This is a genomic window from Caulobacter sp. FWC26, assembly GCF_002742645.2.
Taxonomy (GTDB): domain Bacteria; phylum Pseudomonadota; class Alphaproteobacteria; order Caulobacterales; family Caulobacteraceae; genus Caulobacter.
Window position 1 is genome coordinate 1,870,349 of sequence record NZ_CP033875.1, and the last position, 13,821, is coordinate 1,884,169.

Below are 13,821 nucleotides of genomic sequence, written 5' to 3' on the forward strand. Positions count from 1 at the left end.
CCTAGGTAAGTCCACTGCTCTAATCTCGAAAGTGACCGACGACCGGTACGTGGTCCGAAGGCTTTTCCTTGTCGCGCTCGTCGCGGTGGATGACGACGCCGGTCAAGCGGTCCGCCGCCTGGGGTGACAGCAGCAGGTGATCAATACGGATGCCAAGGTTTCGCTGCCAGGCGCCGGCCTGATAGTCCCAGAAGGTGTAGCCGCCCGGCGCGCCGTCAGCCTGCATATAGGCGTCGGCGAAGCCCAGGTTCTTCAGCGCGCGGAAGGCGGCGCGGCTCTCCGGCTGGAACAAGGCGTCACCCAACCAGGCCTGCGGGTTGGCGACGTCCTCGGCCTCTGGGATCACGTTGTAGTCGCCGGCGATCACCAAGGGTTCTTCGAACGCCAGTAGTCCTTGGGCATGGGCGTGCAGCCGGCGCATCCAAGACAGCTTGTAAGCAAACTTCTCGGTCCCGATCGGGTTGCCGTTCGGAAGGTAGATGCCGACTACGCGGAACGGTGTGGGCGCGGCGATGACCGCCTCGATATAGCGCGCCTGCTCGTCGACTTCGTCCTCGGACAGGAAGGGCAGACCTTTGCGGACGTCCTCGATCGGGTGCTTCGAAAGCAGCGCGACGCCGTTGTAGGTCTTCTGGCCGTGAACCGCGACATTATAACCAAGACGTTCAAAGGCTTCGGTCGGGAACTTCTCGTCGACGCACTTCAGCTCCTGCAGCACCGCCACATCGGGGGCTTCCGATTCGAACCACGCCAACACGCCTTCCAGGCGAGCGTTGATCGAATTGACGTTCCAGGTGGCGATACGCATTGACGGCTCCGAGATGCGGCGAGAGGCTAGGGCGCATGAAGGCCGCGCTCAAGTCGGGGAAGGTTTCTAAAGACCGCACTCAGCTAGCGCTGATGGCGTTGGCGACGTGTGTCAGCGTCGCCCTGGCGATCGTTGGAGCCATCCTGGCGATCTTCACGCCCCTGGTGTTCGATCGTGCAGGTAACGTGCTGAACCCCTTCGCTTGGCTCAGCTTCGCCTTTGCGGCCCTTTTCTGGGTTGTCTGTCTGCTCGGCCCTCTCGCCGGCTGGATCCTTTGGCGCAAGGGCGCGACGCAACTGGCCTGGGCCGCGATGGTCACACCGCTGGCCTGGGGCGCGGCCACGGTCACGCTTCTTGGCTTCGTGCCGGCCTGACGGATCAGATCGAGAAGCTGACGCCGCAACCGCAGCTGGACTTCGCGTTCGGATTGCGCACCCGAAACTCCGCGCCGGCCAGTTCGTCGACGAAGTCGATCTCAGAGCCCTTCAGGAGGGCCAGCGACACGACATCAACCAGGGCCGCGGCGCCATCGCGCTCGACCTTCAGGTCATCGTCCTCGACGGTCTCGACGAGATCGAAGCGATACTGAAATCCCGAGCAACCGCCGCCGTCGACGGCCACACGCAGCATGAGGGGGCGCCCCTCGGTCTCGGCGATGGCCCTGATCCGGCGCGCGGCGTTTTCGGAAAGCGTTAAGTCGATTTGGGTCATGGCTGTGGAAAACTCACCTTCGGCCTATATGAGGGTGTCGTGGCCTCTTCGGAAGGGGCCAAATCGTCCAATGCGATAAAGGCGGTCTATGTCTCAGACTCCGTACTACGTTCCGCGCGCGCCCTACGCCGAAGATCCCTCCAAGTCGAAGGGGCGTCGGTTCAAGGAGGACGAGAGCCGCACGCGTACGCCGTTTGCGCGTGACCGCGACCGGATCATCCATACCTCGGCGTTCCGGCGCTTGAAGGAAAAGACCCAGGTTTTTGTCGCTCACGAAGGTGACAATTTCCGTACGCGCCTGACCCACACGTTGGAGGTCGCGCAGGTGGCGCGTTCGCTAGCCACGGCGTTGGGCCTGGACGCCGACCTCGCCGAGACCATCGCCCTGGCGCACGATCTGGGCCATCCGCCGTTCGGCCATGCCGGCGAGGATGAGCTCGAAATCCAGATGCGCGAGTACGGCGGCTTCGATCACAATGTTCAGACCTTCCGGGTCGTGACTGAGCTGGAGCACCGTTACCCAGACTTCGTTGGCCTGAACCTGACCTGGGAAACGCTGGAAGGCGTGATCAAGCACAATGGGCCGGTCACCAACAAGCTGGGTAAGCCGTCCTGGAAGGCGATCTCCAAGTACGACAATGAGTACGAGCTGGGCCTGAACACCTGGGCCTCGGCCGAGGCCCAGGTCGCAGCCCTGGCCGACGACATCGCCTACAACAACCATGACGTCGACGACGGTGTGACGGCCGGCCTGTTCACGCTGGACGAGCTGATGGACGTGCCGCTGATCGGACCGATCTTGGCGGCGGTGAAGAGCGAGCGGCCCGACCTGGACGCGCGGCTGACCCATCTGGAGGCCGTGCGCCGCATGATCGGGGCAATGGTCGACGACGTGATGGGCGAGACGCTGCACCGTGCGGCCGCCAGCGGCGTCCAGTCAGCCGACGACGTGCGCGCGCTGGACCATGCCCTCGTCGCCTTTTCCTCGGACATGGCCGAGGATCTGGCGAGGCTTCGGGGCTTCCTCTACGAGCGGATGTACCGCCACTGGCGCGTCAACCGCACCCGCAGCCAGGCTCGCCGTATTCTGGGCGAAATGTTCTCGCTCTTCTTGCGCGAGCCGGAGGTGTTGCCCACCGTCTGGTTCGCCAAGTCGCAGAACCGCGACGAAGCCGGCCGAGCCCGTGTGGTCTGTGACTATATCGCGGGCATGACCGATCGCTTCGCGATAGAAGAACATCGCAAGCTGTTCCATCTCGACGTCTGGAACTGACCCTCTAGGGTCAGGCGCCGCACCGTTGAGGCGAACGGCCGATCGTCCGCCACCGGAGCGGGGCGGACGCTTCTGAGACGGGCCGGCCTTGGGTAACCTAGGGTCGCGCGCGTCTGATTCGATGCGTCGTTCCGTGCGCCGCTCGTCGGCGCGCCGAGTTTTGGAGCCTATCTGAGATGTCTGATCCGCACCGCGGGGCCTATACGCCGCCTACCGACGCGCCGTTGTCGTTCGATGCGCGTCAGCCCGTGCGCGGCGCGCGGCCGCTGCCCATGACCCTGATCATCAGCGCGGTCGTCCTCGTCACGCTGGTGGTGGCGGTGGTCATGATCTATCGCGGCGGCGTGCGCGGTCCGAACGATCCGCCGCAGACGGTTGGAACCGAGGTCGCGCAGATGAAGACGCCGCCGGCCGAGGGCAGCCAGCCCAAGGACCCGGCCTCGGGCCTTCAAATCTATCACAACGAGGATCCGCAACCGTCCGCGACCTTCGCCGCGCCGCCGGAAACGCCGCAGGCGCGTCCCGTCGCCCCGACGGCCGCAGCGCCCGTTGAGACGGCCAGCCTTCCCGCCGCCAAGCCTGCCGCGCCTGCGCCGACGATCGAGTCACTGGCCACGGCTGCAGCGACCGCGAAGCCGGCGCCAAAGCCTGTGCAGGTGGCTCAGACCGCCGCCCCGAAGCCCGTCGCTGCAGCTCCCACGACCCCGACGACCGCGCCAAAGCCTGCTACGGTTTCGACCGGTCCTGCCTCCGTGCAGATCGGCGCCCTGTCGTCGCCGGCCTTGGCGGACAAGGCCTGGACCGACGCGGTGCGTCTTGCTCCGGGCCTCGCGGCCGGGAAGGGCAAGAAGGTCGAGACGGTCGAAAAGAACGGGGCGACGCTCTATCGCACCTCGGTCACCGGCTTTGCGACCCGCGAGGCGGCTAAGGCTTTCTGCGAGGCGATCGCCGCCTCGGGCAAGTCCTGCTTCGTGAAATGAGCCTTCTGATGGGCGCGCCTTCCGCCGCTATTCTCGGCTGCGCCGGGACCACGCTCACGCGTGAGGAGATTGATTTCTTCAAGGACGTGAAGCCCTGGGGCTTCATCCTGTTCAAGCGCAATATCGCTGATCCTAACCAGGTGCGGGCGCTGACCGCCGCCCTGCGCGAGACGGTCGGCCGTCCCGACGCGCCGATCCTGATTGATCAGGAGGGCGGCCGCGTCGCGCGTCTGCAGCCGCCGCACTGGCGCACCTATCCGCCGGGCCGGGCCTACGGCGAGCTGGTTGCGAACGATCCGTTGGTCGCGCGCGAGATTACGCGCCTGGGCGCACGGTTGATCGCCCATGACCTGCATGCGCTGGGGATCAATGTCGATTGCGTGCCGGTGCTGGACGTACCCGACCCCAAAGGCCACGAGATCATCGGCGACCGCGCCTATGGCGACACGCCCGAGCAGGTGGCCACCCTAGGCCGCGCGGCGGCCGAAGGGCTTTTGGCCGGCGGCGTCCTGCCGATCATCAAGCACATCCCGGGGCACGGCCGCGCCATGGCCGACAGCCACCTGGAGTTGCCTGTGGTCAACGCCAAGCTGGCCGAGCTGGACGCGCGCGACTTCGCGCCTTTCCGGGTGTTGTCGGACATGCCGATGGCGATGACCGCGCACGTCGTCTACACCGCCATCGACCGCAAGAACCCGGCCACGACCTCGAAAAAGGCGATCAAGAAGATCATTCGTGAGTCCATCGGCTTCGACGGACTGCTGATGAGCGATGACCTGTCGATGAAGGCGCTGTCAGGCGACTTCAAGCAGCGCGCCAAGGACAGCCTTTCGGCCGGCTGCGACGTCGTCCTGCACTGCAACGGCGACATGGCCGAGATGAAGGCCGTGATGTCTGGCGTGGGGCGCATGGGCAAGGAGGCCCGTCGCCGCGCGCAGGCGGTCATGGGCCGCTTGGTCAAGGTTCCCGAACCTTTCGACGTGGCCGAGGCCCGGGCGCGTTTCGACGCGGCCTTTGACGGAAAGTACGCTTGAGCACGGGCTTTCAGCCCACATTCGACTTCGAGGCCGCCAACGAGGCTGCCGAGGATGGCGCAGCGCTCGTCATCGACATCGATGGCTATGAAGGCCCGCTTCACGTGCTGCTAGCCCTGGCGCGCAGCCAGAAGGTCGACCTGCTGCAGCTGTCGATCACCCGTCTGGCCGAGCAGTATCTGGCCTTCGTCCAACAGGCGCGTCGCGTGCGCTTCGCCCTGGCGGCCGACTATCTGGTCATGGCCGCCTGGCTGGCCTACCTGAAATCGCGCCTGCTGCTGCCCAAGCCCGAGCGCGCCAAGGCCGAGGAGCCGCCGGCCGAGGAAATGGCGGCGCAGCTGGCCTTCCGGCTGGCCAAGCTGGACGTGATGCGCAAGGCCGTGGAGGCCCTGAAGGAGCGTCCGATCCTCCAGCGCGATGTCTTCATGCGCGGGGACCCGGACGCGGTGAAGATCGTTTCCTCGACGCGGCTGGAGGGCGATCTCTATGGCCTGATGAGCGCCTACATCGCCCAGCGCAAGCGTGAGCACAGCCGCCATTATGCGCCAAGGCCGCCGACGGCCTATCCTCTGGAAGACGCTCGTGATCGCCTCCGGAGCCTGCTGCCCAAGATGGAGGACTGGACCGTCCTGACCTCGGTGGCGCCCATCGATCGGGTGCTGGAGGAGGATGATGGCCCCTCTCCGGCGTCGTATCTGGCCTCGACGCTCTCGGCTTCGCTGGAGCTGGTGAAGGAGGGGGTTCTGGAGGCGCGCCAGCTGGAGCACTTCCAGGACATCTACTTGCGGACACGGGCAGAGCCCTTGGAAATCGTCGAATGACCACCGCGTTGGATCCGCTTTTTGTCGAGCGCAGCATCGAGGCGCTGCTGTTCGCGGCGGCCGAGCCGCTAAGCGATGTGGATCTTGCCAAGCGCCTTCCTGAAGGGGCGGACATCGCCGCAGGGATCGCAGCGCTTCGCGCGCGCTACGAGGGGCGCGGGATTGAGCTGGCCTGCGTGGCGGGGCGCTGGCGGTTCCAGACAGCGGCCGACCTGTCGTTCCTGATGACCGAGGAACGCGAGGAGCCGCGACGCCTGTCCAAGGCCGCGCAGGAGACCCTGGCCATCGTGGCCTATCACCAGCCCGTCACGCGCGCCGAGATCGAGGCCGTGAGGGGCGTGCAGGCCAGCCGGGGCACTATCGATGTACTGCTGGAGCTGGGACTGATCCGCATGCGGGGGCGGCGGCGCACGCCTGGGCGGCCCGTGACCTTCGGGACCACCGACGCTTTCCTGGAGCACTATGGCTTGGCGACCTTGGCCGATCTGCCCGGGATCGCCGAGATGAAGGCGGCGGGGCTGTTAGAAATGAACCTGCCTCCCGGTTTCACCGTGCCCGATCCGCTCGGACTGCGGCCCGGCGAAGAAGAGGATCCTCTCGACCTCGATGACGCTGACGCGCCCGAATTCGCGCAGGATTTCCTAGGCGAGCCCGAAAAAGCCTGACGCGCCGGGCGACACCGCCGATAAGATCCGGCTACGCTTGGCTCTAAGCCTCGCGAACGCCTATATTGAGACAGAGATTGTAACGGCGCGGCTCACGGTCTAAAGCGCCGCTGTCGCAAGGAGCACCGACGCTATGGGTAGCATGAGTTGGATTCACTGGGTGATCGTCATCGGGATCGTCGCCCTGTTGTTTGGCGGTCGCGGCAAGCTCTCCAGCGTCATGGGTGACGCCGCCAAGGGCATAAAGGCGTTCAAGGACGGCCTGAAGGACGACACCAGCAGCGAAGTCGCCGATAACAAAGCCAAGGGCGCCTTGCCGCGTACCGAGGCCGAGGCGGAAGAGCTCCGCAAGTCGTAATCGCGGCGCGCGGAGCTTAGCTTCGTGCGTTGGTCCAACCTCGCGGGGAGTCTTCTGGCTCCTCCGCTCTAAGGCGCGTCCATGCTTCCTGATATCGGCGGCACAGAACTTCTCATCATCGCCGCCGTCGCCCTGATTGTGGTGGGTCCCAAGGATCTTCCCGTTCTGCTGCGAAAGCTTGGCCAATTTGTAGGACGCATGCGTGGCATGGCGTCGGAGTTCCGCGCCAGCTTCGACGAGATGGCCCGCCAGTCCGAACTCGACGAGCTGCGCCGCGAGGTTCAGGCCATGCGGTCGGGGCAGTTCTCCAACCCGGTGCAGGATGCAGCCGACGCCGCGCGGGACGTGAAGGTCGACGATGTATTCGCCGATATCGACGCCTCGCTGTCCAGCGGCGCGATGCGGGCCAACCCGTATGCCGCCGGCGAGGTCCATAACTCGATCCTCCCCACGGCCGAGCCGTCGGCCGAGATCGTCGAGGCCAAGCCCAAGCGTGCGCCCCGCAAGAAGGTCGCCGCCGAGCCTGCTGTGGTGGAGCCGGTCAAGGCGCCTCGCAAGCGGGCCAGCGCCAAGAAGGACATCACCGTGGAAGCGCCCAAGGCCGTCCGCGCGCCGCGTAAGCGCGCTAGCAAGGCCGGCGATTCCACCGCTTCGGATATCGTCTCGTGAGCAAGGCCATCGGACACGACCCCGAAGAGGAGATCGAGGCCTCGCGGGCTCCGCTGCTGGATCATCTGATCGAGCTCCGCACCCGTCTGATCATCTGCGTCGCGGCCATCGCTGTCGCCTTTGGTGTCTGCTTCGCCTTCGTGAAGCCGATCTTCCTGTTTCTGGTGCGCCCCTTCACCGTGGCTGAAGGTCTTAAGGCCATGCAGGACACGAGCGGTCAGCACGGCCCATTCGACCTGCTTCTGGCCCTCGTTGGGGTGAAGAAGGTTGCGACCGGCGCCCTCGCCAATATCACCTTGCAGGCCACCGCGCCGCTGGAGCAGTTCTTCACCAATATCAAGCTGTCGGCGTTCGGGGCGGTCATCCTGGCTTTCCCGATCATCGCCTGGCAGCTCTACCGGTTCGTGGCGCCCGGTCTCTACAAAAAGGAGCGCAACGCGTTCCTGCCGTTCCTGATCGCCTCGCCGGTGCTGTTCCTGATGGGGGCTTCGCTGGTCTACTACGTGATGCTGCCGTTCGTGCTGTGGTTCTCGCTGAGCCAGCAGATCGTGGGTGACGGCGTGAAGGTGGTTCTGCAAACCCGCGTCTCGGAGTATCTGACGCTGGTCACCACGCTGCTCTTGGCGTTTGGTCTCAGCTTCCAACTGCCCGTCGTCTTGTCGTTGGGCGGTCTGGCGGGGCTGATCACGTCGCAGATGCTGCGCACGGGACGTCGCTATGCGATCGTCGCGGTGTTCGTGGTGGCGGCCATCGTCACGCCGCCCGATCCGATCAGCCAGATCACCTTGGCGCTGCCGCTGTGCCTGCTCTACGAAATTTCGATCTGGTGCGTGTGGCTGATTGAGCGCCGCCGGAAGGAAGAAGACGAGCAGGCGGGTACGGATCTCGTCGCCTCGTAACAGAAAGGGCTCCGCGATCCTGTCGCAGAGCCCTCTTTATTTCCGGTCGGTTCGAGTGGTTTTAGGCTGCGGCGCCCATGCGCGCTTGCAGCTGGGCCTTGGCGTCGCGAACGGCGTCGGCGACGCAAGCTTGATAGCTGGCGACGCTGAAGCGCGGCTGGGCCTTGCAGACCGTTTGGGCGGCGACGCGGATTTCCGAGTGGATCTGGTCGCGGGTCTTGCCCTTCAGCGAGATGCGGACGACCGAGAGGGTTTCCGACGACAGGGCCTTACCGGTCTCGCGGGCGCGGACGATCATGGCCAGCTGGCGGTTGGCGCCGGCGACCGCGCTGTCGACGCAGTCCTGAGCAATCAGCTTGCCGTTGGCGGTGCAGACGGTGGCGGCGGCCGCCTTGATCGCGGTCTGAATCTCGACCGAATTCTTGCCGGCGATCGAGACGCGGACTTCGTTGGTCTTGGCGCTGGCCGGGGCGGCGACGGCGGCGGCGATGGCGAGGGCGGCGAGAGCGGCGAACGTCTTCATGGTGTTCGATTATTCCTTGAATGGTCGAGCGGGCCGGGGAGGGCCGATGAGAAGCGAGAAAGCGCACTGAATTGAGCGGGGCTTCTCGGCGCTCGGCGTTAAACCCGTGTGACAAAGCATGATTAATTTTCGCTAATGATTGGAATGTTGATGCCGAGGGGCGGCCATAAGGGGGAGATTGCACTTTAGGTCCCTGCGTTATGCGGTCGCAGTTGGCGCAAAATGCGCCTTCTGGCGCAATGAATGTTCCGGAGGGTTCGGCCTGGGCCTGATCAGGAAGGCGTTCAGACGGCGGTGCGCGATCCGGAAAGCTTGGCGCCCCCGCCGACGCGCCTTAGAGAGGGCGTTTCTTACCGCCTCTTCCGAGCTAGCGTTCGATGCACGACATCAAGGCCATCCGCGAAAATCCTGAAGCCTATGACCACCATTGGTCAGCCAAGGGTCGTTCGGGCGCGGCTGCTGAGGCCGTCAAGCTGGACGCGCAACTTCGGGCCGCTCAGACCTCCCTGCAGGAGGCCCAGGCCAAGCGGAACGAGAGCTCCAAGCTGATCGGCATGGCCAAGGCCAAGAAGGACGAGGCCGAAGCCCAGCGCCTGATGGCCGAGGTCGAGTCGCTGAAGGGCGTCATGGCTACGGCGGCCGAGGAAGAAGCCCTGGTCGGCGGCAAGCTGAAGGACCTGCTCGCCAGCCTGCCGAATATCCCCGCGCCTGAAGTGCCGGCGGGTGAAGATGAGCACGGCAATGTCGAACAGCGCGCCTGGGGCGACGCCAAGGCCCTGCCAGCCGGCAAGCTGAACGCGCCGAAGGATCACGTCGACCTGGGCGCGGCCCTGGGCGGCATGGACTTCGAGGCCGCCGCCCGCATGAGCGGCGCGCGCTTCGTTGTCCTGAAAAAAGAGATCGCCCGCCTGGAGCGCGCCATCGGCCAGTTCATGCTGGACCTGCAGACGGTCGAGCACGGCTATACGGAGGTGAGCCCGCCGCTGCTGGTGAAGGACGAGGCGTTGTATGGCACGGGCCAACTGCCGAAGTTCGCGGACGATCTCTTCCATACGACGGACGATCGCTGGCTGATCCCCACCGCCGAGGTCTCGCTCACCAACATCGTCCGCGAGCAACTGATCGCCGAAGAAGAGCTGCCCATGCGGCTTACGGCTCTGACGCCGTCGTTCCGCGCCGAGGCCGGTTCGGCCGGTCGCGACACCCGCGGCATGATCCGCCAGCACCAGTTCTACAAGGTCGAGCTCGTTTCGATCACCACGCCCGACCAGTCGGAAGCCGAGCACCAGCGCATGGTCGAGTGCGCCGAGACCGTGCTCAAGAAGCTGGAGCTGCCGTTCCGCACCATGCTGCTGTGCACCGGCGACATGGGCTTCGGCGCGCGCAAGACCTATGATCTCGAGGTCTGGTTGCCGTCGCAGAACATGTACCGCGAGATCAGCTCGTGCTCGAACTGCGGCGACTTCCAGGCCCGCCGCATGGACGCCCGCTACCGCAAGACCGGTGAGAAGGGCGGCCACTTCGTCCACACCCTGAACGGCTCGGGCCTGGCCGTCGGCCGCACCCTGGTGGCGGTGCTGGAGAACTATCAGGACGAGGGCGGTAGGATTCATATCCCGGCCGTGCTGCAGCCCTATATGGGCGGTGTGACGCACATCGGGGGGCAGGCGTGAGGATTCTCCTCACCAACGACGACGGCATCCACGCGCCGGGTCTGCAGGCGTTGGAGAAGATCGCGCGCGCCCTGACCGACGACGTCTGGATCTGCGCGCCCGAGTATGAACAGTCGGGCGCCAGCCGCGCCCTGACCCTCGCCGACCCGATCCGCGTGCGAAAACTGGATCCGCGCCGCTTCGCCGTCGAAGGCACGCCGACCGACTGCGTGATGATGGCGGTGCAGCAGCTGATCGAGGGCGCTGCGCCTGATCTCGTGCTGTCCGGCGTCAATCGCGGCCAGAACATCGCCGAGGACGTCACCTTGTCCGGTACGGTGGCCGGCGCCATTGAGGGCATGGCCCTGGGTATCCCGTCGATCGCCCTCTCGCAGTCGATGAACTATTTCCACGATGAGATCGTGGCCCATTGGGAGACGGCCGAGGCTTTCGCGCCGGGCATCGTCCAGCGCCTGCTGGAGGTGGGCTGGCCGGCCGACGTGGTCATGAACGTCAACTTCCCCGCTTTGCCGCCGGAAAGCGTCGAGGCGGTCGAGGTCACCCGTCAGGGCTTCCGCGACGGCCATCTTCGCCACATGGACAAGCGCACCGACCTGCGCGGCCGTGACTATTACTGGATGGGCTTCACCGCCAAGGCGTCGCAGCCGGCTGAGGGCACCGACCTGCGGGCCATCTACGAGGGGCGGATTTCCGTCACGCCGCTGCACATCGACTTGACGCATAACGAGACCGTCCATGCGCTGAAGGGCGTGCTGGGCGGTGCGCCCCCCAAGAAGGCCGGCGCATGAGCGGAGGGAAGGCCCGCGCCGCTGAGAACGCCAAGGCAGATCTGCCGCGCCTGATGCAGGCGCTGCGCGACCAGGGCGTCACCGACCCCCAGGTGCTGAAGGCCATCGAGACCACGCCGCGCGACCTGTTCACGCCGGATCTGTTCAAGGACCGCTCGTGGGAGGATTCGGCCTTGCCGATCGCCTGCGGTCAGACCATCAGCCAACCCTTCATCGTCGGTCTGATGACCCAGGCCCTGACGGTCGAGCCTCGCGCGCGAGTGCTGGAGATCGGCACCGGGTCGGGCTATCAGACGACGATCCTGAGCAAGGTGTCGCGTCTGGTCTATACGATCGAGCGCTACCGCACCCTGATGAAGGAGGCGGAGGCGCGTTTCAACACGCTCGGCTTGACCAATGTCATCACCAAGTTTGGTGATGGCGGCGAAGGGTGGGCCGAACAAGCGCCCTTTGACCGCATTATGGTCACGGCCGCAGCGGAAGATGACCCTAAGCGACTGCTTTCGCAGTTGAAGCCGAACGGCGTGCTGGTCGCGCCGGTCGGGAAGGGGCCTGTCCAGAGCCTTCGGCGCTATGCCGGGGATGGAAAAGGGGGCTTCCGGGTCGAGATTCTGTGCGACGTGCGCTTCGTGCCCCTGTTGGCCGGCGTCGCCAAGGATCAGTGAGTTTCTGGGGACGCGTCCATCACGCGTTCCGGATGTTAAAGGTTGGTTTACCCTGGCGGGGCGTTCTGGCGCTCCGGCGGGAAAGGAGAGGCTATGAGGCAGTTGTGGACGCAAGCGGCGGTGATCGCCCTGACGGCTGGAACACTCGGCGCTCCCGCGCACGCCGCCGGACTGGCCGCGCAGCGGTTCACGCCCAATTTCCCGATCACCCAACCAGCCGCGCCGCCGCCTGGCGAGGCCGTCTCGACGCCGCCGAGCGAACCTGAGGCCTTACCGGCGCCGACGCCGATCGCGTCCCAGCCCGCGCCCGCCGTCACCCAGGCCGAATTGCCGCCTCCGACCCAGCAGACCCCACCGGCCGAGCCTAAACCCGTACTGCGTGCGGCCCCGACCCGGACCGTGGTGACCACTACGGTGACCGGGCCAGTGGTCGAGGTGCAGGGCAAACCCCAGGTACGGGTCGTCGAGTCCGGCGACGCGCTCGACGCCATCGCGCGCGGCATGGGTTCCACCCGCGCCGAATTGGTCAAGCTGAACGACCTGCAGCCGCCGTACCGTCTAAAGCTTGGCCAGAAGATCAAGGGACCCGCGACGACCGCCAAGGCCTATGTTGTCCAGACCGGCGATACGATGTTCTCGATCGCCAAGCGGTTCAACGTCACGGCCGCCGCCCTCGCCGAAGAAAACGACCTGAAGGCGAGCTCGGCCATTAAGAAGGGCCAGAAGCTTCGCCTCCCCGACGGCTACAAGGACAAGGGTCCGATCAAGACCACCCAGGTGATCCCGGGGGCCCCCGCGGCGACGGTCGCCGAGGCCGAGCCCGCGCCGGCCACGCAACGTCCCGCGTCGCCCGCCGCCTCCGCCTCGCGCCCCGCGCGCCAGACGGTCTCGGAAGAGGCCCCGGCGCCGATCGCCACCAGCACCACGACCCTGAGCGTGACGGGTTCGGTCGTGAGCGTGGCGGGTCCGCGCCAGATCCACACCGTCAAGTCCGGCGACACCCTGACCGCGATCGCGCGCAAGTTCGACATGAGCGTCAGCGAACTCGCCGAGGCCAACAAGCTCGACACCGACAAGCCTCTGAAGCTGGGCGCCAAGATCAAGGGGCCGGCCACCACCCAGAAGGCCTATGTCGCGCAGAGCGGCGATACGCTGGCGGCGGTGGCCAAGCGCTTCAACGTCAGCGTGAAGGACCTGGCGGCGGAAAACAACCTGCGCGCCACGGCGGCGATCAAGAAGGGCCAGAAGCTCGCGCTCCCGGACGGCTATAAGGACAGGGGGCCGATCAAGACCACGACGACGGTCGCGGCCGCGCGTCCTGCGTCTCCGCCCACGAACACCCCCGCAAACACCTATGCGCGTGTCGACAGCAGCGCGCCGTCAGCGACCGCGCCGGCCCTGCCGTCTGGCCCCATCCCCTACACCGCCAGCGGCGCCACGCCGCCGCGCCCTAGCGCGCCTGTGGCGGCGCAGCCGATCACGCCTCCGCCGGCTGCGCGGCCGATCATCGAAAGCACCGCTGCGCCGACCGAGGCCGAGATTATTGCGTCTGGCAAGGGCAAGTTCGCCTGGCCAGTGCGGGGTGAAATCATCTCCGGCTTTGGCGTGAAGGGGACGGGTCAGCGCAACGATGGCCTGAACATCCGCGCGCCGCAGGGCTCTCCGGTGTTGTCGGCCGCCGACGGCGAGATCGCCTATGCGGGCAACCAGGTGCCGACGTTTGGCAATCTGGTTCTGGTCAAGCACGCCGATGGCTGGGTCACGGCCTATGCGCACCTCTCCAGCACGTCGGTGAAGATGCGCCAGCAAGTCAAACAGGGCGAGCAGATCGGTACGGTCGGCGCGACCGGCGGGGTCAATGAGCCTCAGCTGCACTTCGAAATGCGCTATGCGCCAACGGCCAAGGACAAAGCCAAGCCGGTTGACCCCGGACTGGTGCTGCCGCGCTGATCTC

At 65.9% G+C, this 13,821-nt stretch carries 16 protein-coding genes; 13 read left to right on the top strand and 3 right to left on the bottom strand.

Going from position 1 to position 13,821, the window contains the following annotated elements; translation table 11 throughout:
- Positions 1-19 precede the first annotated feature (19 nt).
- Positions 20-808: an exodeoxyribonuclease III gene (gene xth / locus CSW63_RS10345; RefSeq protein WP_062093876.1), complete on the bottom strand. Its 789-nt coding sequence runs from the start codon at positions 806-808 to the stop codon at positions 20-22.
- Here xth and CSW63_RS10350 point away from each other — a divergent pair.
- A complete protein-coding gene (locus tag CSW63_RS10350) occupies positions 808-1,182 on the top strand; it encodes a hypothetical protein (RefSeq protein WP_062093877.1) in 375 nt (124 codons plus the stop codon). The genes xth and CSW63_RS10350 overlap by 1 nt on opposite strands.
- Positions 1,183-1,186: 4 nt before the next feature.
- Here the strand turns inward: CSW63_RS10350 and erpA are convergent, their stop codons facing one another.
- A complete protein-coding gene (gene erpA, locus CSW63_RS10355; protein ID WP_062093878.1) occupies positions 1,187-1,519 on the bottom strand; it encodes an iron-sulfur cluster insertion protein ErpA in 333 nt (110 codons plus the stop codon).
- An 88-nt stretch (positions 1,520-1,607) separates the two neighbouring features.
- On the opposite strand from erpA, the gene CSW63_RS10360 reads away from it, so the two are divergent.
- From CSW63_RS10360 to tatC, 8 genes are all read left to right on the top strand, one after another.
- Positions 1,608-2,792, top strand: coding sequence for a deoxyguanosinetriphosphate triphosphohydrolase (locus CSW63_RS10360; protein ID WP_062093879.1), 1,185 nt, complete (start codon positions 1,608-1,610; stop codon positions 2,790-2,792).
- Between the two features lie 176 nt (positions 2,793-2,968).
- Positions 2,969-3,772: an SPOR domain-containing protein gene (locus tag CSW63_RS10365; RefSeq protein WP_062093880.1), complete on the top strand. Its 804-nt coding sequence runs from the start codon at positions 2,969-2,971 to the stop codon at positions 3,770-3,772.
- Complete coding sequence (nagZ, locus tag CSW63_RS10370; RefSeq protein WP_168193636.1) at positions 3,769-4,806, top strand: beta-N-acetylhexosaminidase; 1,038 nt, start codon at positions 3,769-3,771, stop codon at positions 4,804-4,806. The genes CSW63_RS10365 and nagZ overlap by 4 nt, the downstream gene beginning before the upstream one ends.
- Entirely contained in the window at positions 4,803-5,627 is an 825-nt protein-coding gene (locus CSW63_RS10375; RefSeq protein ID WP_062093881.1) for a ScpA family protein, read from the top strand. Before nagZ ends, CSW63_RS10375 begins: the two co-directional genes overlap by 4 nt.
- The gene (gene scpB / locus CSW63_RS10380) at positions 5,624-6,292 is read left to right on the top strand and encodes an SMC-Scp complex subunit ScpB (RefSeq protein ID WP_062093882.1); all 669 of its coding nucleotides are present in this window, start codon (positions 5,624-5,626) and stop codon (positions 6,290-6,292) included. Before CSW63_RS10375 ends, scpB begins: the two co-directional genes overlap by 4 nt.
- Before the next feature lie 133 nt (positions 6,293-6,425).
- Positions 6,426-6,650, top strand: a complete 225-nt coding sequence (tatA, locus tag CSW63_RS10385; protein WP_062093883.1) for a twin-arginine translocase TatA/TatE family subunit — start codon at positions 6,426-6,428, stop codon at positions 6,648-6,650.
- Positions 6,651-6,731: 81 nt separating this feature from the next.
- The gene (tatB, locus tag CSW63_RS10390) at positions 6,732-7,319 is read left to right on the top strand and encodes a Sec-independent protein translocase protein TatB (RefSeq protein ID WP_062093884.1); all 588 of its coding nucleotides are present in this window, start codon (positions 6,732-6,734) and stop codon (positions 7,317-7,319) included.
- Entirely contained in the window at positions 7,316-8,218 is a 903-nt protein-coding gene (gene tatC, locus CSW63_RS10395) for a twin-arginine translocase subunit TatC (RefSeq protein WP_062093885.1), read from the top strand. Before tatB ends, tatC begins: the two co-directional genes overlap by 4 nt.
- A gap of 61 nt (positions 8,219-8,279) precedes the next feature.
- Here the strand turns inward: tatC and CSW63_RS10400 are convergent, their stop codons facing one another.
- A complete protein-coding gene (locus CSW63_RS10400; RefSeq protein WP_082749334.1) occupies positions 8,280-8,741 on the bottom strand; it encodes a UrcA family protein in 462 nt (153 codons plus the stop codon).
- A gap of 377 nt (positions 8,742-9,118) precedes the next feature.
- Here CSW63_RS10400 and serS point away from each other — a divergent pair, with 377 nt between their 5' ends.
- The 4 genes from serS (at position 9,119) to CSW63_RS10420 (ending at position 13,817) form a co-directional block, all read left to right on the top strand.
- Entirely contained in the window at positions 9,119-10,414 is a 1,296-nt protein-coding gene (gene serS, locus CSW63_RS10405) for a serine--tRNA ligase (protein ID WP_062093886.1), read from the top strand.
- Complete coding sequence (gene surE / locus CSW63_RS10410; RefSeq protein WP_062093887.1) at positions 10,411-11,202, top strand: 5'/3'-nucleotidase SurE; 792 nt, start codon at positions 10,411-10,413, stop codon at positions 11,200-11,202. Before serS ends, surE begins: the two co-directional genes overlap by 4 nt.
- The gene (locus CSW63_RS10415; RefSeq protein ID WP_062093888.1) at positions 11,199-11,867 is read left to right on the top strand and encodes a protein-L-isoaspartate(D-aspartate) O-methyltransferase; all 669 of its coding nucleotides are present in this window, start codon (positions 11,199-11,201) and stop codon (positions 11,865-11,867) included. Before surE ends, CSW63_RS10415 begins: the two co-directional genes overlap by 4 nt.
- Before the next feature lie 93 nt (positions 11,868-11,960).
- Positions 11,961-13,817: a LysM peptidoglycan-binding domain-containing protein gene (locus CSW63_RS10420; protein WP_062093889.1), complete on the top strand. Its 1,857-nt coding sequence runs from the start codon at positions 11,961-11,963 to the stop codon at positions 13,815-13,817.
- Positions 13,818-13,821 lie beyond the last annotated feature (4 nt).